General features: G+C 36.8%; 12 protein-coding genes, 6 tRNA genes and 6 rRNA genes. 1 reads left to right on the forward strand and 23 read right to left on the reverse strand.

Annotation, left to right across the window (positions count from 1 at the left end):
* Positions 1–211: 211 nt before the first annotated feature.
* From ispD to G9F71_RS23090, 3 genes are all read right to left on the reverse strand, one after another.
* Positions 212–904 carry a 2-C-methyl-D-erythritol 4-phosphate cytidylyltransferase gene (gene ispD, locus G9F71_RS23080; protein WP_164952311.1) on the reverse strand — a complete coding sequence of 231 codons (693 nt, stop codon included), beginning with the start codon at positions 902–904 and terminating at the stop codon, positions 212–214.
* 26 nt (positions 905–930) lie between these two features.
* Entirely contained in the window at positions 931–2,037 is a 1,107-nt protein-coding gene (locus G9F71_RS23085; protein WP_164952312.1) for a PIN/TRAM domain-containing protein, read from the reverse strand.
* A 117-nt stretch (positions 2,038–2,154) separates the two neighbouring features.
* Positions 2,155–2,628, reverse strand: coding sequence for a CarD family transcriptional regulator (locus G9F71_RS23090; RefSeq protein ID WP_164952313.1), 474 nt, complete (start codon positions 2,626–2,628; stop codon positions 2,155–2,157).
* Between the two features lie 147 nt (positions 2,629–2,775).
* Between G9F71_RS23090 and G9F71_RS23095 the strand changes: the two genes are divergently transcribed.
* On the forward strand, positions 2,776–3,180 hold the full coding sequence (locus G9F71_RS23095) for a DUF1573 domain-containing protein (protein ID WP_164947580.1): 405 nt from the start codon (positions 2,776–2,778) through the stop codon (positions 3,178–3,180).
* 36 nt (positions 3,181–3,216) lie between these two features.
* Here the strand turns inward: G9F71_RS23095 and disA are convergent, their stop codons facing one another.
* From disA to G9F71_RS23195, 20 genes are all read right to left on the reverse strand, one after another.
* Positions 3,217–4,281 (reverse strand): DNA integrity scanning diadenylate cyclase DisA, encoded by a 1,065-nt coding sequence (gene disA, locus G9F71_RS23100; protein WP_164952314.1) that lies wholly within the window; start codon positions 4,279–4,281, stop codon positions 3,217–3,219.
* Positions 4,282–4,611: 330 nt separating this feature from the next.
* Complete coding sequence (locus tag G9F71_RS23105; RefSeq protein WP_164952315.1) at positions 4,612–7,047, reverse strand: ATP-dependent Clp protease ATP-binding subunit; 2,436 nt, start codon at positions 7,045–7,047, stop codon at positions 4,612–4,614.
* A 124-nt stretch (positions 7,048–7,171) separates the two neighbouring features.
* Positions 7,172–7,393: a hypothetical protein gene (locus G9F71_RS23110; RefSeq protein ID WP_164952316.1), complete on the reverse strand. Its 222-nt coding sequence runs from the start codon at positions 7,391–7,393 to the stop codon at positions 7,172–7,174.
* 273 nt (positions 7,394–7,666) lie between these two features.
* On the reverse strand, positions 7,667–9,403 hold the full coding sequence (locus G9F71_RS23115) for an ABC transporter ATP-binding protein (RefSeq protein ID WP_164952317.1): 1,737 nt from the start codon (positions 9,401–9,403) through the stop codon (positions 7,667–7,669).
* Positions 9,404–9,521: 118 nt separating this feature from the next.
* Positions 9,522–10,763 (reverse strand): aminopeptidase P family protein, encoded by a 1,242-nt coding sequence (locus G9F71_RS23120; protein WP_164952318.1) that lies wholly within the window; start codon positions 10,761–10,763, stop codon positions 9,522–9,524.
* A gap of 285 nt (positions 10,764–11,048) precedes the next feature.
* Complete coding sequence (locus G9F71_RS23125) at positions 11,049–11,267, reverse strand: hypothetical protein (protein ID WP_164947574.1); 219 nt, start codon at positions 11,265–11,267, stop codon at positions 11,049–11,051.
* A complete protein-coding gene (locus G9F71_RS23130) occupies positions 11,230–11,466 on the reverse strand; it encodes a hypothetical protein (RefSeq protein ID WP_125002796.1) in 237 nt (78 codons plus the stop codon). Before G9F71_RS23130 ends, G9F71_RS23125 begins: the two co-directional genes overlap by 38 nt.
* Positions 11,467–11,668: 202 nt before the next feature.
* Complete coding sequence (gene fusA, locus G9F71_RS23135) at positions 11,669–13,747, reverse strand: elongation factor G (protein WP_164952319.1); 2,079 nt, start codon at positions 13,745–13,747, stop codon at positions 11,669–11,671.
* 318 nt (positions 13,748–14,065) lie between these two features.
* A tRNA-Asn gene (locus G9F71_RS23140) sits at positions 14,066–14,140 on the reverse strand.
* Positions 14,141–14,148: 8 nt separating this feature from the next.
* Positions 14,149–14,265: ribosomal RNA gene (gene rrf / locus G9F71_RS23145) — 5S ribosomal RNA — on the reverse strand.
* A gap of 58 nt (positions 14,266–14,323) precedes the next feature.
* Positions 14,324–17,249 (reverse strand): 23S ribosomal RNA (locus G9F71_RS23150).
* A 314-nt stretch (positions 17,250–17,563) separates the two neighbouring features.
* A 16S ribosomal RNA gene (locus tag G9F71_RS23155) occupies positions 17,564–19,082 on the reverse strand.
* A gap of 872 nt (positions 19,083–19,954) precedes the next feature.
* Positions 19,955–20,030: transfer RNA gene (locus G9F71_RS23160), tRNA-Ala, on the reverse strand.
* Between the two features lie 3 nt (positions 20,031–20,033).
* Positions 20,034–20,110, reverse strand: a tRNA-Ile gene (locus G9F71_RS23165).
* A 7-nt stretch (positions 20,111–20,117) separates the two neighbouring features.
* Positions 20,118–20,234: ribosomal RNA gene (rrf, locus tag G9F71_RS23170) — 5S ribosomal RNA — on the reverse strand.
* 39 nt (positions 20,235–20,273) lie between these two features.
* A tRNA-Asn gene (locus G9F71_RS23175) sits at positions 20,274–20,348 on the reverse strand.
* Between the two features lie 5 nt (positions 20,349–20,353).
* Positions 20,354–20,470 (reverse strand): 5S ribosomal RNA (gene rrf, locus G9F71_RS23180).
* Positions 20,471–20,528: 58 nt separating this feature from the next.
* A 23S ribosomal RNA gene (locus G9F71_RS23185) occupies positions 20,529–23,454 on the reverse strand.
* Together the 16S, 23S and 5S rRNA genes with 6 tRNA genes alongside form the textbook arrangement of a ribosomal RNA operon.
* A 157-nt stretch (positions 23,455–23,611) precedes the next feature.
* Positions 23,612–23,688: transfer RNA gene (locus G9F71_RS23190), tRNA-Ile, on the reverse strand.
* 5 nt (positions 23,689–23,693) lie between these two features.
* A tRNA-Ala gene (locus tag G9F71_RS23195) sits at positions 23,694–23,769 on the reverse strand.
* Positions 23,770–23,858: the final 89 nt, after the last annotated feature.

Genomic DNA, 23,858 nt, shown 5'->3' on the forward strand with positions numbered 1-23,858 from the left:
CCACCTAAATTTGCACTTATTTTTTTAACGATATATACTACCGGTAGTTTTACTACAGCTCAAAAGTGGGTTCAAAACCTTTGAAAATCTCTCAACCTAGTATTTTCTCTCTGTAAACTGGCCTTTACTATTCTTCATCATTGCCTAATATTTAATTTTTTAAAATTTTCTTTATAGTTATAAGTAACTATACCTATTAAATCCTATAGTGTCAACTACTCGAAGCTTCTAATATTTGTTTTCCCATTTCTAGATCCTCTGGAGTTGTAATCTTTATATTATTGTAGCTACCTTCATAAAGATACACTCTATTACCATACCTTTCAACTACCATGGTATCATCGGTTACCCGGATATCCTCTTCACTAATTTTCATATGACATTTTAATATGAGGTCATATTTAAATGCTTGAGGCGTTTGAACACAAAAAAGCATTTCTCTATCAGGAGTTTTTATAGAAAATCCTGATGCATCCACAATCTTAATAGTATCCTTAGGCTTTACTCCACAGGCAGTTGCTCCATATAAATTAGCATACACTATCGCATTTTTAATAATAGATTCGTTTATAAATGGCCTTGCCCCATCATGAATAAGCACAATTTCACAATTTCGCAGAGCCTTTAGACCATTTAGTACGGAATCTTGCCTCTGAGCGCCTCCAACGATTACAGCTTTTACTTTAAAAAAATTATATTTATTAATTATTTCTTCTCTGCAATAGTCCATTTCACCTTCTGCCACAACAACTATAATTTCATCTATACAATCGCACTGCGTGAAAGCTTTTAAAGTATAATACAAAATTGGATGCTTATTAATTTTTAAATATTGCTTATTAATACTTTGGCCCATTCGTGTTCCCTTACCCGCTGCCAAAATTATTGCACAGTTTCTACTCATAAACAAACCTCACTTACGTAATATGATTAATTTTTCACTAAAGAATCCTTATTTTTAGCAAAAATCATCCTACCCGCAGCAGTCTGAAGTACCGATGTTACAATAACAACTATATTTTCACCAATATAACGCCTTCCGCCTTCAACGACAATCATTGTGCCATCATCCAAATAAGCTATTCCTTGCCCTGATTCTTTTCCATCTTTCATCACTTGAATTTTCATTTCTTCTCCTGGCAAAACCACTGGTTTTACTGCATTTGCCAGTTCGTTAATGTTCAAAACTGGAACCCCTTGGAATTCAGCTACCTTGTTAAGATTAAAATCATTGGTAATTACTTTGCCATTCAAAACCTGAGCTAATTTTAGAAGTTTACTATCCACTTCTGCAATATCAGGAAAATCTTTCTCCCAAATTTCAACTTCAATATTTAATTCTTTTTGAATTTTATTTAATATATCCAGACCTCTTCTTCCTCTATTTCGCTTAAGCCCATCAGAAGAATCAGCAATATGCCTAAGTTCCTCTAATACAAAAGTAGGTATTATTAATGGTCCTTCAACAAAACCAGTTTGACATATATCAAATATTCTACCGTCAATTATTACGGATGTATCTAGCACTTTCGGATTTTCATTAGTAAACCCCTTAGCCTTTTTATCTTTGAATCCATCTTTCCTTTTAATGCTTGTAAAAAAAGATAAGATTTCATCCCTTTTTCTAGCGCAAATATCTGCTCCCAAAGCTGCCATTATAACTGTAAAAATAACAGCAATAATATTCCATATAAGAGATTGATATTTAAATAATCCTGCAAATAAAGATGCAATTACAAGACCTATTATTGCTCCAGATGTACCAAAAATAATTTGAGATGTTGGCATCTTTTGTGTACTTTTCTCAACATAATCCATAAACTTCATTATAAAAGATACGATTATAGGAGATATTAGAAATAAAATAATCCCGAAAATCAAAGTAGAAAAAATGACAAAAATTATTCCTTGAATAGTATCACTTTTAAAATTATTAAATCCCGCTAAATAATCTGTGCTTAGAAGCATTTCACCTACTAAATAGCCTATAATTAACCCTATGATTGTAAAAAGTCCTCTTAAAATTTTTTTTAACAAAAAATTTCACCTCCTTCTAAATTATTAACACTTATTCCAATTTATATCCTGTTATTATCTAATATATACTATAAGTTTCTGTATTTCAATGAAATGTACCATACAATTAACAATTTGTTAAACTAAATTCCTTATTTTAGATAATGCTTGTTCCATATTAAGTTCAAGCACTAGCATTATTTCACTAGCTACCATACCTTCAACTCTTTCTAAGATTTTTGTTTCTCCTGGTGGAAGCATATTTTCCCTCTTTAAATAATATAAGTCTCTAATTACTTGACACATCTTTAGAGTACTTCCACTTTGGATTTTTTTCTTGTTAGTTCTATATCTATTGTTCCAATTACTCTCTATATAATCTGGATAGCTTAATATCGTGAATAATGTTGTTTCTAGTTCCATTTTACTTAAAATATTTCTTATTTTATAATTTTCAATTTTATCTATAGGAATCATAAAATTCATATTATCTAATAAAAGATAAATGCTTACATATTTATCTTTTATAAAATATAATTCACTGCCAGCTATATCCTGTATATAACCAGCACCATAATCTGCTATAAATACTCTTTCACCAATATTTAACATAATATCTCCCCCTATTAATAAAACTGCTATTGGTTTATTATATATTCATAAGCTGAAATTTGTACTTAATTTATTGACAAAAACATAATACAAAACCTATAATTAAAACAATATAGTTATTTAAATCTTTGTAAGGAGTTGAACACAATGAAAGATTGTATATTTGATAATTTTCAAAATTCTGTGGATGAATCGCTATTAAGGCATAGAAGTATTTTAGATATAATTACTAAACTTCAAGAGTCTGAGGCAAGAGTTAATAGAGCTGTTATAAAATCTATTACCAATTGTGGTTGTATTAAAGTTGAAGCAAAAAAGCAGTATACTCCTGATAATATAGATGATTTGGATTTGGATACCCTTAGTGCTTCACTTGATACTCATATGCAAGGTAAGCTTTGTGAAAGCTGTAGAGATGTCTTAGAGAGAGAACTGGGAAATAATCTTTTTTATACTACCTCACTCTGTAACCTTTTGGACCTGAATTTGTATGACATTCTTTTAAAAGAGTATGATAAGATTAATACCTTAGGTAAATATAATATGAGATAGGAATATAGCACAAAATAAGTTAAAACTTATTTTGTGCTATATTTGTTTATCTAACATAAATTGCTCTTTTAATCTTCTTAATCCATTTTTAATAGCTTTAGCTCTTGCTTCACCAATACCTTCTACGCTATCAAGTTGTTCATAAGAAGCTTCCATTGTACCTTTTAACTCTCTAAAGTGCTTAACTAAATTTTCTATTACATTTGCAGGTATTCTAGGTATCTTATTTAGCATCCTATATCCTCTTGGAGAAATTAGAGTGTCCACTAGTGGAACGCCTATATATCCAATTATTTTAGATATAAAATCTAAATCTAATAGTTCCTCAGAACTCATATTTTCTATTTGTCTATACATTTGCGTATAATCCATACCACTTTGACAATAATCTCTTATTAATAGTATTCCGTCCTCTTCAACGCTTCTAATAAGTTCATTTAATTGCATTGAAATTAACCTACCTTCATTTCCTAGTTCACAAATGTATCTTTCAATTTCACCAACTATTCTCATAACCATTTCGGTCCTTTGTATTGATGATATAACATCAAAGAGAGTAGCTAAATCTTGAAATTCTAAAAGATTTAGATTGCTTACTACTCGCTCAAGAACTGAAACATATTTTTCTAAAGTCTGAATAGCTTGACTTGCCTTTGCTAATATAACACTACTATCTCTTAAAACATATTTTATATCCTCTTTGTAAACTGTTATAATAGTTCTTCTTTGTGATATTGCAACAACAACAGAGCTCGTTTGCTTAGCTATTCTCTGAGCGGTTCTATGCCTTGTTCCAGTTTCAAAAGTGGGTATAGTAGGACTAGGCATAAGTTGAGTATTTGCATATACTATTTTTTTCAAGTCACTGCTTATTACAATAGCCCCATCCATTTTTGCTAGTTCATATATGTACGCTGGACTATATTCTGCATTTATTCCAAAACCACCATCTACGATATCTAATATTTCCTTGCTATCCCCTAAGACAATAAGTCCGCCAGTTTTAGCTCTTAAAATATTTTCAAGCCCTTCTCTAAGAGAAGTCCCAGGTGCCATTAATTTTAATATATTCATAAGTTCCTTACTTTTCTCTTCTCTCATATTTTTCTCCCTACTTAATAATTATTTCCATTAAATCATTAGAACATTTTCTAACTTAGGATACACTACCAGGTCTCAGTATTCTAGCTTAATTATTTATTTTCGCCTAATATCTTTATTTTAAACAGTTATGTCATATAAAAATCACTTATATAATTATTTATTTCTAGTAAACCACATGAAAATAAATACGGTGTCAAATTCCTACATTAAACTACCTCTTGTAATTTTATACAAATTAAAAAACCACTCAAGAGTGGTTTTTTTTAAACTATGCTTTTTAAGTATATACTTTTTACTATATATAAACAACATCAAATAATCAAAGTCTTATAAAGTTTTAAAAATTAGCTCGTTATTTTTAATAAAAACACTTACATTATCCCCTTTATTAATATTCCCCTTAAGTATTTCTTCAGAAATCATATCTTCCACCACCTTTGTAATTTCTCGTCTAAGTGGTCTAGCCCCATAAATAGTATTAAGTCCAGCAAGAGCTAACTGTTTTTTAGTTTCCTCATCAAAACTAATATTAATTTGTAAATCTTTAAGACGCTCCTTCACTACCTCAAGCATTAATTCTACTATTTTATATAAATCATCCTTTTCTAGCGAATGAAATACGATAATATCATCTAATCTATTTAGAAATTCAGGTTTAAATGAATGTTTTAACTCTTCCATTATATTTTCTTTCATTTTTTCGTATTCTGAATTTATATTATTTTCTTTTATATCGAAACCTAGAGACTTCTGTTTTTTTAGAGTGGACGCTCCTACATTTGATGTCATTATAATTATTGTATTTTTAAAATCCACTGTTTTTCCTTTCCCATCTGTTAACCTTCCATCTTCTAATATCTGTAATAAAATATTAGTTACATCCGCATGGGCTTTTTCAATTTCATCGAAAAGTATAACGCAGTAAGGGTTTCTTCTCACCTTTTCAGTTAATTGCCCACCATCTTCAAACCCTACGTATCCTGGAGGTGATCCAACAAGCCTTGAAACTGTATGCTTATCCATATATTCTGACATATCTATTCTTATCATGTTATTTTCATTACCAAACATAGACTCAGCTAGTGCTTTTGATAACTCTGTTTTGCCCACACCAGTGGGTCCTAAAAATATAAAAGAACCTATAGGTCTCTTAGGGTCCTTTAATCCTACCCTCGCCCGTCTAACAGCTTTTGAAATAGCTTTAACGGCCTCACATTGTCCTATTACTCTTCTTTGAAGTACCTCTTCTAACTTTAGTAGCCTCTCTGATTCCTTTTGTGTCAATTTTTCTATAGGGATATTAGTCCATTTTGATACTACATTTGCAATTTCAAATTCTGAAACTATTAATTGATCTCCTTGATTTTGAGTTTTCCAATTGTTTTTTGAACTATCTAATTTGTCCTTTAATTGTTTTTCTGTATCTCTTAGTTTAGCTGCTTTTTCATAGTCCTGTACTAATATAGCATCGGATTTCTCTTTAGAAATTTTGTCTATTTCATCTTTCAAATCTTTCAAATTCGGTGGGGCAGTTAAATTTTGAATTCTTACCTTTGCACCAGCTTCATCAATAAGATCTATTGCTTTATCCGGTAAATATCTATCAGATATATATCTGTCAGATAGGCTAACAGCTGCATTAATTGCACTATCTGTAATCTTAACTCTATGATGGGCTTCATACTTATCTCGAAGCCCCTTTAATATATTAACAGCTTCTTCTTTACTTGGCTCTCCTACAGTTATAGGTTGGAACCTTCTCTCTAATGCTGAATCTTTTTCAATGTACCTTCTGTATTCATCTATAGTTGTTGCACCTATGCATTGAATTTCTCCACGAGCAAGAGCAGGTTTTAATATATTTGAAGCATCAATAGCCCCTTCTGCTCCTCCTGCTCCAATAATAGTATGAATCTCATCTATAAATATAATAATATTTCCTGATTGTAATATCTCTTGCATAACCTTTTTAAGCCTTTCTTCAAATTCTCCTCTATATTTAGAACCTGCAACCATTAAGGATATATCCAAAGTTATCACTCTTTTATCTTTCAATATTTCTGGAATACTGCCTGTTGCTATTCTTTGTGCAAGGCCCTCTGCTATTGCTGTTTTACCTACACCAGCCTCTCCTATAAGGCAGGGATTATTTTTCATTCTTCTACACAAAATTTCGAGTAGCCTTTGAGTTTCATTATCTCTCCCTATAACAGGGTCAAGTTTACCTTCTCTCGCCATTTCAGTTAAGTCTTTACCAAAATGATCTAAGGTTTCTGTACCATGTTTTTGTTTTTCTTTTGATAAATTTGCCTTTGGAGTATCTTCAGAACACCAATTTTTTAATATATCATCCCTTAGTTTGTTAAAATCTGCTCCTAAATTAGCTAAAATTGTATATGCAACACCTTCTGCTTCTCTAATTAGTGCGAGCAAAATATGTTCTGGGCTAATATAATTATGATTTAAATTTCTGGCTTCTATAAGACTTAATTCTAATAATCGTTTGGTCCTTGGAGTTAGAGGTATCTCACTTCTACGCATTTCTACATCGCCTTCACCTTCATACTCCATTACTAATTTTTTTACCCCTTCTGAAAAAATCTTCATATCATTCAATGATTTTTTACATAGCCCATCTTGTTCCTTTAGTAGCCCTAAAAGTATATGCTCTGTACCTACATATCCATGTTTTAATCCCTCAGCCTCTTCTTGAGCGTAGACCAAAACTTTTTGTGCTCTTTCTGTAAACTTATTAAACATCATATCTAAACACCTCACTTGCAATGAATTTACTTATACTTTTAATTATGCCCACTTTTATTTCCTTCTTGCATATTGTAATAGAATATTAATTTCCTATTAAGTCATCACCTTTTAAGCTTCAATACTAAAGAATTCGCCTATTTATATATTTTCTATCTTTGTACAACATGGAAATTCCTTTTTTATAATCGAAAAAATTAATAATTATACATTTATCATCATAACTTCTAATATTAATACTTTCACGCTCCTTTAAAACCACATCTATTTCTGCATTATCCTTAAAATATGTGAAAGTTTTGATGTCATCTAATAGTTCGCTTATGTTATTCTTATTTTTAATCATTTTGCTCCCCCTTTTGCAACTTTTGTTTTAAAAAATTTATTGTTATCTATCTATAAATAAAATCAATTAATTAATTATTTACATATATTTACTATTCTCTAAAACAATTTTTTCCCCTTGTTCTACTACTAATTTTCGTAATGATTTTTTTTACATTTTTATACAAATTATTGTTACTTATTTATATTTTTTACAAAATAAAAAACTTACCTCCTAAAAATAAGAAGATAAGCTTTTACTAAAATAAATCTCACATCACCATAAAATCTATATTTATATTACTTCGTCTGGAATGTATCCCTTAAATTGAGCATTATACAATTTTGAATATATTCCGGAAACAGCTATTAATTCATCATGGGTACCTTTTTCCTGTATGCCTTGATCTGTAATTACTACTATTTCATCTGCATTTTTTACAGTAGAAAGCCTATGAGCTACTACAAGTGTTGTCCTACCTTTAGATAACTTTTCTAATGATTTTTGAATTATTATCTCTGTAGCATTATCTAATGCTGATGTAGCCTCATCTAAAATTAATATAGGAGGGTTTTTTAGGAACACTCTAGCTATTGACATCCTCTGTTTTTGACCACCCGATAGTTTAACTCCTCTTTCACCTACATTTGTGTCATACCCATCACATAGCGATATTATAAAGTCGTGTATATTTGCATTTTTAGCAGCTTCTATTATCTCCTCATCTGTTGCATCGGCTCTTCCATATAATATATTTTCCTTTATAGTTCCTGTAAACAAAAACACCTCTTGTTGAACAATTCCAATATTTTGTCTTAAGGATTTCAGTGTAACATCTTTTATACTATTTCCATCAATTAAAATGTCACCTCCATCTAATTCGTAAAATCTTGGAATTAAGTGACATAAGGTAGTTTTTCCTCCACCTGATGGCCCAACAATAGCTAAAGTTTTTCCTTCCTCTATATGTAAACTCATATTAGATAAAATAGAGGTTTTATCATTATAGCTAAAAGTTATATCCTTTAATTCTATATCTCCCAATACATTTTCAAGAAATATGGCATTGTCCTTGTCCACTATTTCAGGTTCCATACTCATTAACTCTAAAAACCTTTCAAAACCGGCCATACCTGATTGGTATTGCTCTACAAAAGAGGTAAGTCTTCGAATTGGTTGCATAAAAAATTGTATATACAATAAATACGCTACTAAATCAGGTATGTTTATCCATTTTTTATATACAAAATACCCTCCGAATCCTATAATAATAACATTTAACATGTCCACAAAAAATTTTATACCAACAGAAAAGTTAGCCATATATTTATATGCATATTGCCTAGACTGCTTAAACTTCTCATTTCCTTCATCAAACTTCTCCATTTCATACTCTTCATTAGTGAAGGATTTAGCAACTCTTATGCCTGATATACTATTCTCTAGGCTTGAATTTACATTTGCAACTTCTTTTCTAACAGCTCTAAATGCATCTGCCATTTTAATTCTTCTGCTCATAGCAAACCATATCATTAGGGGCACCGTAGCAAACACTATTAATGTTAGTTGCACATTAATAGTACATAGGGCAATAAAAGATCCTATAAGCATAACTACAGAAATAAATAAATCCTCAGGACCATGGTGCGCAAGCTCTGATATTTCCATTAAGTCATTAATTATTTTAGACATAATATGTCCAGTTTTATTATCATCAAAATATTTGAAAGGCAAGGTTTGAAGATGAGAAAATATATCTTTTCTCATCTCATACTGCATTCTCACACCCACAACATGACCCCAGTATTCTATTATATAGTTAAATACTAATTTAAATAAATATAAAATTGCGAGTACTGCAGTAAACATAAATACTCGATTTATATTGTTCTGTGGTAAGGCTTCATTTAAAATATTTCTAGTTAACATAGGAAATACAAGATCTAATGATGCTACTAAAAAAGCACAAACCATGTCCAATATGAATAATTTTTTATGAGGGCCGTAATAAGAAATAAATTTTTTAATCATGATATCTTCCTCCTTCTATCTTCTTTAAAATCTAGCATATAATGATTTCTTTCTATAAAAAATAAGCAGTAATTTAAACTTACTACTTATTCACAAATAGATAAATATTTATAAAAATCTACAATGCCATAAATTCTTCTATTTCTTCTACAGTTTTAATTATCTGTTTTGAAAGATTTTCACATCCATCTTCTGTAATCAATAAATCATCTTCTATTCTAATTCCAATATTTTCTTCTTCAATATAAAGTCCTGGCTCATTAGTAAGCACCATTCCTGGTTTTAGTTCTATATCACGACTTCCTACATCATGAGTGTCCATCCCTAGATAATGGCTTACACCATGAAAATAATACTTAGGTAATTCGCTAGCTTCTTTAATAAGGCCAAGCTCTATACATCCAGTGGCGAGTACATTTTTAGCAGTTTCATTTAAAACTGAGAACAATATACCTGGCCTTGCAATAGCTGTTACTGCTTCATTGGCTCTTAGCACTACATTATAAACCTGCTTTTGTCTCCCAGTAAATTTCCCATTAACAGGAAATGTACGACTTATGTCTGCATTGTAATATTTGTATTGAGCGCCTAAATCAAATAATACTAATTTACCTTCCTCAAGTTCACTATTATTCTTATCATAATGAAGTATAGTTGCATTTACACCACAAGCTGCAATCGTGTGGAACGCATAATCTGTTATACCCTTACTTTTTAATGTAAAATCAAAATAAGCCTCTAATTGATATTCTGTCATGCCTACTTTAGCATTTTGCATTAGTGCTTTTATACCTCTATCTGTAATATCTATAGCTTCCCTTATTAGATCAATTTCCTCTTTGGATTTTATAAGTCTAAGATTTGCCATTTCATGGTATATGTTTTTTATTCTTAAATATGGATATCGTTCCAATGCAAGCTTAGCAAAATTTTGTGAAGGCATCATTGATAAATGAAACTGTTGTCTTTCAAGGTCCAAATATAAATTATCTATTTTAGCTCTATCCATAATGCTTCCAAAAACCTCTTCAAATTCTTCTATGAACAAAATACTTTCTATTCCTGAAATTTCCTTTGCCTGAACTTCCGGCATTTTCTCTCCTACCCACCTAGCCATAACAGGATCATTTTTTTCTATAAACAGCGTTTCGTCAACTTTACCGTTTCTTTTCACTAACATTAAAATCATCTTTTCTCTATCTATACCTGTTAAATAGTAAAAATTCCTATTTGGAGTGAATGCATATTTTTCATCTCCTGATTTATATGGTGACTCACCTGCAAACATCAATGTTATAGAATTTTCTTCTAATTTATCCCATATATTTTTTCTGTTTTTAGTAAATACTACCTTTTTCATTCGGATCCCCCCTAAGTAATTTTGTTTATAAAACATAAATAAAGTGCATTTCGCTCTCATTTTTTCCTATTTATAACATAACACTCAGTTTAAAAAAATTCAATATTTTTTTTGTAGCGCTATGAAAAAACTATATTGGTTATTGAGAATCAGCCCTATAATTTTGCATAAAATAAATAACAAATTTAAGGAAGTTCCTTTCTTAAATTTGTTATTTCAAAGTATTTAAAACTAATTATGATGCCTTAAATAAATCATTATCTTAAATGCTATTATATTAACTAATTATTTAGATAAGTTTTCATTGTTATTAGTTCGTAACTGATATTCTAAATCTACAGATGGTACCATTGATTTTGAAATAATTGATGAATCTGCATAAGTATTAATTTCTAGAGTATGTATTGTTGCTTTATAGGTGGAATCGGACCCATATGCCTGCTCTATTAACCTAGTATCGATAATATCATTTTTCCTTTTGCGATGTAATATAATACTCCCCATTTTGAGTACCTCCTTGTGCTACAATAGTAAAATAATTGTTTTCTAACATTTTACATAATATTTTCATTTCTTCAGGACTTGTCATTTTTGAAGTAATTGTGAACTTATCATTTTGTTCAATTATTCCCATATAATCATGAATGCTGCTATAATCACTTAAGTTAATATCAGAAACAAGGTCTAATCTATATTCAGACATTCAATTCTCCCCTCTTTAACATATTTAATATTAGGGTTTGTAATTTTAGGTAAAATATACGTATTTAATATAATATTTTTTTATTTGTTTGATATCTTAAAAATTAGTATTTAAATCAAAAAAAATAAAACCGTATGTAACTACGGTTTTATAATATTGGTCGTAAAAACAGTATCCCTTGAGTATAGCTAACAATTAACTTCTATTCCAGGTTGTTATTAGCTTCAATTATTTTATCAATTCCTTCTGAAGGCACTTCTTCATATCTTTCAAATTTCACTCTGAAATTTGCCCTAGCACCAGTCATTGATCTTAAATCTGTTGCATAATTAAATAGCTCTGATTGTGGTACTTCTCCTATGACTTTCTGTCCTCTCTCAACTGATTCCATTCCTAGTATTCTACCCCTTTTTTTATTTATATCTGTAATAATATCACCCATATAATCCTCTGGACAAGTTACTTCCACGTGCATAATTGGCTCTAATAAAACAGGATGTGCTTCTTGAAGACCTTTCTTATAAGCTAAGGAAGCAGCCATTTTAAATGCCATTTCAGAAGAATCTACAGCATGATATGAACCATCATGCAGCGTTGTTTTAAGCCTTATAACTGGAAAACCAGCAAGTACTCCATGCTGAATGCATTCTTTTAAACCTTTTTCAACAGCAGGTATATATTGCCTTGGAACTGTTCCACCTACTACTGCATCAACAAATTCTAATTCATCTGCTCCGTCTATTCTAGGTTCAAATTTAATTTTTACATCACCATATTGACCATGTCCTCCAGATTGTTTTTTATGTTTACCTTGAACATCAGAAGATTTTCTAATTGTTTCCCTATAAGCAATCCTTGGAATTTCTAATGATACATCAACTCCAAATTTATTTTTCAATTTACTAACTATTACCTGTAGATGAGTTGAACCTAGCCCTGAGATTATAGTTTGTGAATTTTCTGCACTCCTGGCTATTGAGAATGTAGGATCTTCTTCTAATAACTTTGTTAATCCATTGGATATTTTATCTTCATCACCTTTAGATTTAGTTACAATAGCCCTTGAAAATACTGGTTGCGGAAAATCCATAGTGTCAAACATTAATAGTCTCCCACTATCACAAAGTGTATCTCCTGTAGTAGTATATTGAAGTTTTGAAACAGCCCCTATATCCCCTGCCTCAATTTCATGAGTTTGAAATTGCTGTTTACCTTTTAAGAAATACATATTACCCATTTTCTCTTCTTTTTCTTTATTGGTATTATATACCATTGTATCACTCTTAGCTTTCCCAGTAATTACACGGAACATAGATAATTTACCTACAAATGGATCTGCGATAGTTTTAAATACTAATGCAGAAAATGGATCAGTATCATTAATTTTAACTTGCATATATTTATTATTTTTTATATCTTTTGCACTGTAAAGAGTTGTATCAATTGGTGAAGGAAAACATTCAATCATATCTTCTAGCAAGGTGTTAATTCCTATCCCCAGTAATGCAGATCCGCACATTATAGGTGCAATTTCTCCCTTAGAAGCTCCTTTTATAAGTCCCTGGTATATTTCTTCTTCACTTATAGAGCCCTCATTAAAGTATTTATCTAATAAAATTTCATCAGTCTCAGCTACAGCTTCCATAACCATTTGTTTACATTCATCTACTTTATCAATTAATTCTTCTGGAATATCACTATCTTCCATGTTATGTGTTTTAGGATTAAATATTCGAGCTCTTCTAGATATTACATTTATTACACCTTTAAAATTTTCTTCACTACCTATAGGGTATTGAATTGGTACTGCAGATATTCCAAATCTTTCTTTTATCTCCTGCAAAACTACTTCAAAATTACTATTTTCTCTATCTAGCTTGTTAATAAAAAATGCTCTAGGTAACTTATGCTCGCTTATATATTCCCAAGCTTTTTCGGTTCCAACCTCTATACCTGATACACCACAGATAGTTATCATTGCCATATCTACAGCTCTTAAACCCTCAATCATTTCACCTATATAATCAAAATATCCAGGCATATCTACTAAATTTATTTTCACATCTTCCCATTCACTTAAAGCTACTGATGTAGAAATAGATGTTTTTCTCTTCTTTTCTTCACTATCATAATCACTAACTGTAGTACCATCATCAACTTTTCCAAATCTATCTATAGCTTTGGTGTAATATAGTATTGATTCCATTATTGTAGTTTTTCCCGATCCACTATGTCCAACAATTCCTACATTTCTTAGATTATTGCTTTTATATTCTTTCATATACAATACCTCCTAGCTTTTCATTAGATATATATTCATATATTCTACCTTTAAATAAAAAACCCTTTACGAATAACTAAATTTTCTAAATAGTCTAAAAATTCACTTGCACTATGTTGTATTTATTATCCCTTAAAAAAACATAAAAGTATCAATAACATAAAATTATTGATACTTAAGTATATATTTATAGTAAATAAAAGTTATTACTAAAAATTTCTATTTACTATAAAAATTTATATAATATTTGTTATAACAGATTAATTTTGGGCAAATAAAAAAAGCTATTAACTAGCTTTTATATACTTTAAATAAAAATGGCTCCGCGAAAAGGATTTGAACCTTCAACCTATCGGTTAACAGCCGAGTGCTCCACCGTTGAGCTATCGCGGAATATTTTAACCTGGCGACGACCTACTCTCCCACAAAGTTACCCCTGCAGTACCATTGGCGCATTGAAGCTTAACCGACCTGTTCGGTATGGGAAGGGGTGTTACCTTCATGCCATAATCACCAGATTGAGAAAATATATATTCTCTCAAAATTGCACAGTGAAATTTTCGCTTTATATATATTAAGGTCAAGCCCTCGACTTATTAGTATTAGTCAGCTGAACATGTTACCATGCTTACACCTCTAACCTATCAACCTGGTGTTCTTCCAGGAGTCTTACTAACACCGTGCTTACGCACGAGTTATGGGAAATCTCATCTCAGGGTGGGCTTCACGCTTAGATGCTTTCAGCGTTTATCCCTTCCAAACATAGCTACCCAGCGATGCCACTGGCGTGACAACTGGTGCACCAGAGGTTTGTCCATCCCGGTCCTCTCGTACTAAGGACAGCTCCCTTCAAATTTCCTACGCCCGCGACGGATAGGGACCGAACTGTCTCACGACGTTCTGAACCCAGCTCGCGTGCCGCTTTAATGGGCGAACAGCCCAACCCTTGGGACCTACTTCAGCCCCAGGATGCGACGAGCCGACATCGAGGTGCCAAACCTCCCCGTCGATGTGGACTCTTGGGGGAGATCAGCCTGTTATCCCCGAGGTAGCTTTTATCCGTTGAGCGATGGCCCTCCCACGAGGTACCACCGGATCACTAAGTCCGACTTTCGTCCCTGCTCCACTTGTAGGTGTCGCAGTCAGGCTCCCTTCTGCCTTTGCACTCTTCGCGCGATTTCCAACCGCGCTGAGGGAACCTTTGAGCGCCTCCGTTACTTTTTTGGAGGCGACCGCCCCAGTCAAACTGCCCACCTAACAATGTCCTGTGACCAGATTCATGGCCTCCAGTTAGAACCTCAGTACTGTCAGGGTGGTATCCCAAGGATGACTCCACACAGGCTGACGCCCATGTTTCTCAGTCTCCCACCTATCCTGTACAGACAATACCGAAATTCAATGCTAAGCTACAGTAAAGCTCTACGGGGTCTTTCCGTCCAATCGCGGGTAGCCAGCATCTTCACTGGCACTACAATTTCGCCGGATGTGCTGTTGAGACAGTGCCCAAATCATTACGCCATTCGTGCGGGTCGGAACTTACCCGACAAGGAATTTCGCTACCTTAGGACCGTTATAGTTACGGCCGCCGTTTACTGGGGCTTAAGTTCATACCTTCGCTTGCGCTAAGTAATCCCCTTAACCTTCCAGCACCGGGCAGGCGTCAGCCCCTATACATCAGCTTTCGCTTTAGCAGAGACCTGTGTTTTTGCTAAACAGTTGCTTGGGCCTATTCTCTGCGACCTACTTTCGTAGGCACCCCTTCTCCCGAAGTTACGGGGTCAATTTGCCGAGTTCCTTAACAGCAATTCTTCCGATGGTCTTAGGATTCTCTCCTCACCTACCTGTGTCGGTTTGCGGTACGGGCACCAATATCCTCGATAGAGACTTTTCTTGGCAGCGTGGAATCAGATACTTCAGGAATAAATTCCCTTCCCCATAACATCTCAGCGTTAAGAGCAAACGGATTTGCCTGCTTGCTCCGCCTAAATGCTTAGACACACATCCAATAGTGTGCACATCTTATCCTCCTGCGTCATCCCATTTCTAATAACGTCCATTGGTGGTATCGGAATATCAACCGATTGTCCATCACCTACGCCTTTCGGCCTCGGCTTAGGTCCCGACTAACCCTGAGAGGACGAGCCTTCCTCAGGAAACCTTAGGTTTTCGACCGTTAAGATTCTCACTTAACTCTCGCTACTTATGCCAACATTCTCACTTCTGTACCGTCCACCACTCCTTACGGTATGACTTCAGCCAGTACAGAAAGCTCCTCTACCGCGTACACATAGTGTACACCCATAGCTTCGGTGGTAAGTTTTAGCCCCGGACATCTTCGGCGCAGGATCTCTTGACTAGTGAGCTATTACGCACTCTTTGAATGAGTGGCTGCTTCTGAGCCAACATCCTAGTTGTCTTAGAAATCCCACATCCTTTTCCACTTAACTTACACTTTGGGACCTTAGCTGATGGTCTGGGCTGTTTCCCTTTTGACTACGGATCTTATCATTCGCAGTCTGACTGCCGAAATAAAAGTATATGGCATTCGGAGTTTGATAGGGTTCAGTAACTGTTGTCAGCCCCTAGCCCATTCAGTGCTCTACCTCCATTACTCAATTAATCGACGCTAGCCCTAAAGCTATTTCGAGGAGAACCAGCTATCTCCGAGTTCGATTGGAATTTCTCCGCTATCCACAGCTCATCCCATGGTTTTTCAACACCAACGTGGTTCGGACCTCCACGGAATTTTACTTCCGCTTCATCCTGGCCATGGATAGGTCACCCGGTTTCGGGTCTACGACATGCAACTATAGCGCCCTATTCAGACTTGGTTTCCCTTCGGCTCCGTACCTTAAGTACTTAACCTTGCTACATATCGTAACTCGTTGGCTCGTTCTACAAAAAGCACGCCGTCACACATAAAAAGTGCTCCGACCGGTTGTAGGCACACGGTTTCAGGTTCTATTTCACTCCCCTTCCGGGGTTCTTTTCACCTTTCCCTCACGGTACTTCTTCACTATCGGTCACTAGGTAGTATTTAGCCTTGGGAGGTGGTCCTCCCTGCTTCCCACAAGGTTTCACGTGTCTCGTGGTACTCTGGATTAGATCTGACTGTTTTTCCTTTTCATTTACAGGCCTATTACCTTCTGCGGAGCAGCTTTCCAGCTATCTTCAATTAAGGAATTGCAGTATTTATGATCTATCCTCAACCCCTAGGTCAAAGACCTAGGTTTGGGCTCTTTCCCTTTCGCTCGCCGCTACTTAGGAAATCGATGTTTCTTTCTCTTCCTCCGGGTACTTAGATGTTTCAGTTCCCCGGGTCTACCTCTGCATACCTATTTATTCAGTATGCAGTACATAGTTGTTACTATGTGGGTTCCCCCATTCGGAAATCTTTGGATCACTGGCTATTTGCGCCTACCCAAAGCTTATCGCAGCTTAACGCGTCCTTCTTCGGCTCCTAGTGCCAAGGCATTCGCCATGCGCCCTTTGTAGCTTAACCTTTATCTTTATCTATTTGCATAGATAATTTCGTCTATTTACATAAACGTTTTAATTCATTTTGCGAAATTGTATTAAATTCATCTATACACCACTTACGTGGCTTTAACTTATTAAAACAACTTTAATTTCACTGTGCAATTTTCAAAGAACATTTTTAGAAAAACTATCTATTAGTCAACTCCAAAGAGTTAACTAAAATTAGTCTCTCAAAATTAAACAGAGAATAGGTTACGAGTAATTACAGTAGACATTTTGAAGAATAATTAAATTCTTCTTGTTGCATTGACCGAAGTCTTTGCATCTACTCCCTAGAAAGGAGGTGATCCAGCCGCAGGTTCTCCTACGGCTACCTTGTTACGACTTCACCCCAATCATCAATCCCACCTTCGGCCGCTGGCTCCTTACGGTTACCTCACGGACTTCGGGTGTTACCAACTCTCATGGTGTGACGGGCGGTGTGTACAAGGCCCGGGAACGTATTCACCGCGACATGCTGATTCGCGATTACTAGCAACTCCGGCTTCATGTAGGCGAGTTGCAGCCTACAATCCGAACTGGGATGAGTTTTTGAGTTTGGCTCCACCTTGCGGTCTTGCATCTCTTTGTACTCACCATTGTAGCACGTGTGTAGCCCTAGACATAAGGGGCATGATGATTTGACGTCATCCCCACCTTCCTCCCGGTTAACCCGGGCAGTCTCACTAGAGTGCTCAACTAAATGGTAGCAACTAATGATAAGGGTTGCGCTCGTTGCGGGACTTAACCCAACATCTCACGACACGAGCTGACGACAACCATGCACCACCTGTCACCCTGTCCCGAAGGACTTCGCCCATCTCTGGGTTATGCAGGGGATGTCAAGTCTAGGTAAGGTTCTTCGCGTTGCTTCGAATTAAACCACATGCTCCGCTGCTTGTGCGGGCCCCCGTCAATTCCTTTGAGTTTTAATCTTGCGATCGTACTCCCCAGGCGGAATACTTATTGTGTTAACTGCGGCACCGAGGTTCGACCCCCGACACCTAGTATTCATCGTTTACGGCGTGGACTACCAGGGTATCTAATCCTGTTTGCTCCCCACGCTTTCATGCCTCAGCGTCAGTTACAGTCCAGTAAGTCGCCTTCGCCACTGGTGTTCTTCCTAATCTCTACGCATTTCACCGCTACACTAGGAATTCCACTTACCTCTCCTGCACTCTAGACACCCAGTTTCAAATGCAGCACCCAAGTTAAGCTCGGGTATTTCACATCTGACTTAAATGTCCGCCTACGCATCCTTTACGCCCAGTAAATCCGGACAACGCTTGCCACCTACGTATTACCGCGGCTGCTGGCACGTAGTTAGCCGTGGCTTCCTCCTCTGGTACCGTCATTATCGTCCCAGAAGACAGAACTTTACAACCCGAAGGCCTTCATCATTCACGCGGCGTTGCTGCGTCAGGGTTTCCCCCATTGCGCAATATTCCCCACTGCTGCCTCCCGTAGGAGTCTGGACCGTGTCTCAGTTCCAATGTGGCCGATCACCCTCTCAGGTCGGCTACGCATCGTTGCCTTGGTGGGCCGTTACCTCACCAACTAGCTAATGCGCCGCGGGTCCATCTCAAAGTGGAATTCTCTAAAAGAAAAATCCTTTGATGTAAAGGTCATGCGACCAAAACATATTATGCGGTATTAATCTCCCTTTCGGGAGGCTATTCCCCTCTTTGAGGCAGGTTACCCACGTGTTACTCACCCGTCCGCCGCTAATCCACCCCGAAGGGTTTCATCGCTCGACTTGCATGTGTTAGGCACGCCGCCAGCGTTCGTCCTGAGCCAGGATCAAACTCTCAATTTAAAAGTTTACACTTTTTATTTGAAATGAATAATCTGCGCCAACTGTTAAGCTGGTTAGCAAGCTCATTACATACTTTTTAGTCTTACGACTAAAATTACTTTTTTATCTAAAGTAATTAACTGGTCTAACGAAATATTATTTCGCTATTTTACCTATTTCTCTGTTTAATTTTCAAAGACCAATTTGCTTTGTCATCATGTGACGACTTTTACTATTATACTAGGTATTTCTTATTTTGTCAACAACTTTTTTAATATTTTTTAAATATTTTTTTTAAATATTAAATGTTAACTTATCAATGTTTACCTTTATCGTTACTCACTAGTAGCGACAAGGAGTATTCTATCATAATAATAAAATAGTATATTTAGATTAATTCTTGTATATCAGTTTTATCCTTCATTTCCTAGATATTTCTACATATTACTTTGTTTTAGTTGTATTGACACACATGGCTAGGTATATAATAATTTGTCTATACTTAAGCATATTATGCATTTATTTTCAGAATTCATTGTAAATGTTATAAGATTGGTTAACAAGCTCTAAGTCTATTACATTAAAAATGCCGTTAAAATTCCCTACCCTAAGAAGGTTAAAAACAATAATGATAAAAAGTAATTTAAATATAATTTCGTACAAATAAAAACTAACATACCCCCATATTATAAATTCAACAAATGCTATATACACAATTAAAATGACACAAAAAATATTATAAGTTTTACTATGTATCAATTTAAAATCATACCCAAACAGGTATAAAAGTAAGACCTGAAAGTGCATAAAATTTTATTTACGAAAACTTTTAATGAATTTTAGAATTAATCATGCAAAAAATAAAAAAAACAGTCCAATATGAACTGTTTTTTTGGTGGAGATAAAGGGAATCGAACCCTTGACCCCCTGCGTGCAAGGCAGGTGCTCTCCCAGCTGAGCTATATCCCCTTATGGTGGACCTTCAGGGACTCGAACCCCGGACCGACCGGTTATGAGCCGGTAGCTCTAACCAGCTGAGCTAAAGATCCATAAATTACCTGGCGACGACTTACTCTCCCACAAGGTTGCCCCTGCAGTACCATTAGCGCATTGAAGCTTAACCTTCGTGTTCGGTATGGAAACGGGTGTTACCTTCATGCCATAATCACCAGATTGGTTAATATCACCAATATACTATTAAATTTTTAAAAATGGCTCCGCGAAAAGGATTTGAACCTTCAACCTATCGGTTAACAGCCGAGTGCTCCACCGTTGAGCTATCGCGGAACATTACCTAGCGACGACTTACTCTCCCACAAGGTCACCCCTGCAGTACCATTAGCGCATTGAAGCTTAACCTTCGTGTTCGGTATGGGAACGGGTGTTACCTTCATGCCATAATCACTAGATTGAGAAAATTTATATTCTCTCAAAATTGCATAGTGAAATTTTTCGCTTATATATATTAAGGTCAAGCCCTCGACTTATTAGTATTAGTCAGCTGAACATGTTACCATGCTTACACCTCTAACCTATCAACCTGGTGTTCTTCCAGGAGTCTTACTAACACCGTGCTTACGCACGAGTTATGGGAAATCTCATCTCAGGGTGGGCTTCACGCTTAGATGCTTTCAGCGTTTATCCCTTCCAAACATAGCTACCCAGCGATGCCACTGGCGTGACAACTGGTGCACCAGAGGTTTGTCCATCCCGGTCCTCTCGTACTAAGGACAGCTCCCTTCAAATTTCCTACGCCCGCGACGGATAGGGACCGAACTGTCTCACGACGTTCTGAACCCAGCTCGCGTGCCGCTTTAATGGGCGAACAGCCCAACCCTTGGGACCTACTTCAGCCCCAGGATGCGACGAGCCGACATCGAGGTGCCAAACCTCCCCGTCGATGTGGACTCTTGGGGGAGATCAGCCTGTTATCCCCGAGGTAGCTTTTATCCGTTGAGCGATGGCCCTCCCACGAGGTACCACCGGATCACTAAGTCCGACTTTCGTCCCTGCTCCACTTGTAGGTGTCGCAGTCAGGCTCCCTTCTGCCTTTGCACTCTTCGCGCGATTTCCAACCGCGCTGAGGGAACCTTTGAGCGCCTCCGTTACTTTTTTGGAGGCGACCGCCCCAGTCAAACTGCCCACCTAACAATGTCCTGTGACCAGATTCATGGCCTCCAGTTAGAACCTCAGTACTGTCAGGGTGGTATCCCAAGGATGACTCCACACAGGCTGACGCCCATGTTTCTCAGTCTCCCACCTATCCTGTACAGACAATACCGAAATTCAATGCTAAGCTACAGTAAAGCTCTACGGGGTCTTTCCGTCCAATCGCGGGTAGCCAGCATCTTCACTGGCACTACAATTTCGCCGGATGTGCTGTTGAGACAGTGCCCAAATCATTACGCCATTCGTGCGGGTCGGAACTTACCCGACAAGGAATTTCGCTACCTTAGGACCGTTATAGTTACGGCCGCCGTTTACTGGGGCTTAAGTTCATACCTTCGCTTGCGCTAAGTAATCCCCTTAACCTTCCAGCACCGGGCAGGCGTCAGCCCCTATACATCAGCTTTCGCTTTAGCAGAGACCTGTGTTTTTGCTAAACAGTTGCTTGGGCCTATTCTCTGCGACCTACTTTCGTAGGCACCCCTTCTCCCGAAGTTACGGGGTCAATTTGCCGAGTTCCTTAACAGCAATTCTTCCGATGGTCTTAGGATTCTCTCCTCACCTACCTGTGTCGGTTTGCGGTACGGGCACCAATATCCTCGATAGAGACTTTTCTTGGCAGCGTGGAATCAGATACTTCAGGAATAAATTCCCTTCCCCATAACATCTCAGCGTTAAGAGCAAACGGATTTGCCTGCTTGCTCCGCCTAAATGCTTAGACACACATCCAATAGTGTGCACATCTTATCCTCCTGCGTCATCCCATTTCTAATAACGTCCATTGGTGGTATCGGAATATCAACCGATTGTCCATCACCTACGCCTTTCGGCCTCGGCTTAGGTCCCGACTAACCCTGAGAGGACGAGCCTTCCTCAGGAAACCTTAGGTTTTCGACCGTTAAGATTCTCACTTAACTCTCGCTACTTATGCCAACATTCTCACTTCTGTACCGTCCACCACTCCTTACGGTATGACTTCAGCCAGTACAGAAAGCTCCTCTACCGCGTACACATAGTGTACACCCATAGCTTCGGTGGTAAGTTTTAGCCCCGGACATCTTCGGCGCAGGATCTCTTGACTAGTGAGCTATTACGCACTCTTTGAATGAGTGGCTGCTTCTGAGCCAACATCCTAGTTGTCTTAGAAATCCCACATCCTTTTCCACTTAACTTACACTTTGGGACCTTAGCTGATGGTCTGGGCTGTTTCCCTTTTGACTACGGATCTTATCATTCGCAGTCTGACTGCCGAAATAAAAGTATATGGCATTCGGAGTTTGATAGGGTTCAGTAACTGTTGTCAGCCCCTAGCCCATTCAGTGCTCTACCTCCATTACTCAATTAATCGACGCTAGCCCTAAAGCTATTTCGAGGAGAACCAGCTATCTCCGAGTTCGATTGGAATTTCTCCGCTATCCACAGCTCATCCCATGGTTTTTCAACACCAACGTGGTTCGGACCTCCACGGAATTTTACTTCCGCTTCATCCTGGCCATGGATAGGTCACCCGGTTTCGGGTCTACGACATGCAACTATAGCGCCCTATTCAGACTTGGTTTCCCTTCGGCTCCGTACCTTAAGTACTTAACCTTGCTACATATCGTAACTCGTTGGCTCGTTCTACAAAAAGCACGCCGTCACACATAAAAAGTGCTCCGACCGGTTGTAGGCACACGGTTTCAGGTTCTATTTCACTCCCCTTCCGGGGTTCTTTTCACCTTTCCCTCACGGTACTTCTTCACTATCGGTCACTAGGTAGTATTTAGCCTTGGGAGGTGGTCCTCCCTGCTTCCCACAAGGTTTCACGTGTCTCGTGGTACTCTGGATTAGATCTGACTGTTTTTCCTTTTCATTTACAGGCCTATTACCTTCTGCGGAGCAGCTTTCCAGCTATCTTCAATTAAGGAATTGCAGTATTTATGATCTATCCTCAACCCCTAGGTCAAAGACCTAGGTTTGGGCTCTTTCCCTTTCGCTCGCCGCTACTTAGGAAATCGATGTTTCTTTCTCTTCCTCCGGGTACTTAGATGTTTCAGTTCCCCGGGTCTACCTCTGCATACCTATTTATTCAGTATGCAGTACATAGTTGTTACTATGTGGGTTCCCCCATTCGGAAATCTTTGGATCACTGGCTATTTGCGCCTACCCAAAGCTTATCGCAGCTTAACGCGTCCTTCTTCGGCTCCTAGTGCCAAGGCATTCGCCATGCGCCCTTTGTAGCTTAACCTTTATCTTTATCTACTTGCGTAGATAATTTCGTTTATTTACATAAACGTTTTAATTCATTTTGCGAAATTGTATTAAATTCATCTATACACCATTTACATGGCTTTAAATCTTTTAAACAACTTTAATTTCACTATGCAATTTTCAAAGAACATAAATGGTGGGTCTAAATGGACTCGAACCATCGACTTCTGCCTTATCAGAGCAGCGCTCTAACCAGCTGAGCTATAGACCCATTAATGGTGGAGGTAAAGGGAATCGAACCCTTGACCCCCTGCGTGCAAGGCAGGTGCTCTCCCAGCTGAGCTATACCCCCATTTTTGGAATTTCATTTTAGAAAAACTATTTATTAGTTAACGCCTAAGAGTTAACTAAAATTAGTCTCTCAAAATTAAACAGAGAATA

Source organism: Clostridium sp. FP2 (assembly GCF_011065955.2).
GTDB lineage: Bacteria > Bacillota > Clostridia > Clostridiales > Clostridiaceae > Clostridium_AD > Clostridium_AD tagluense.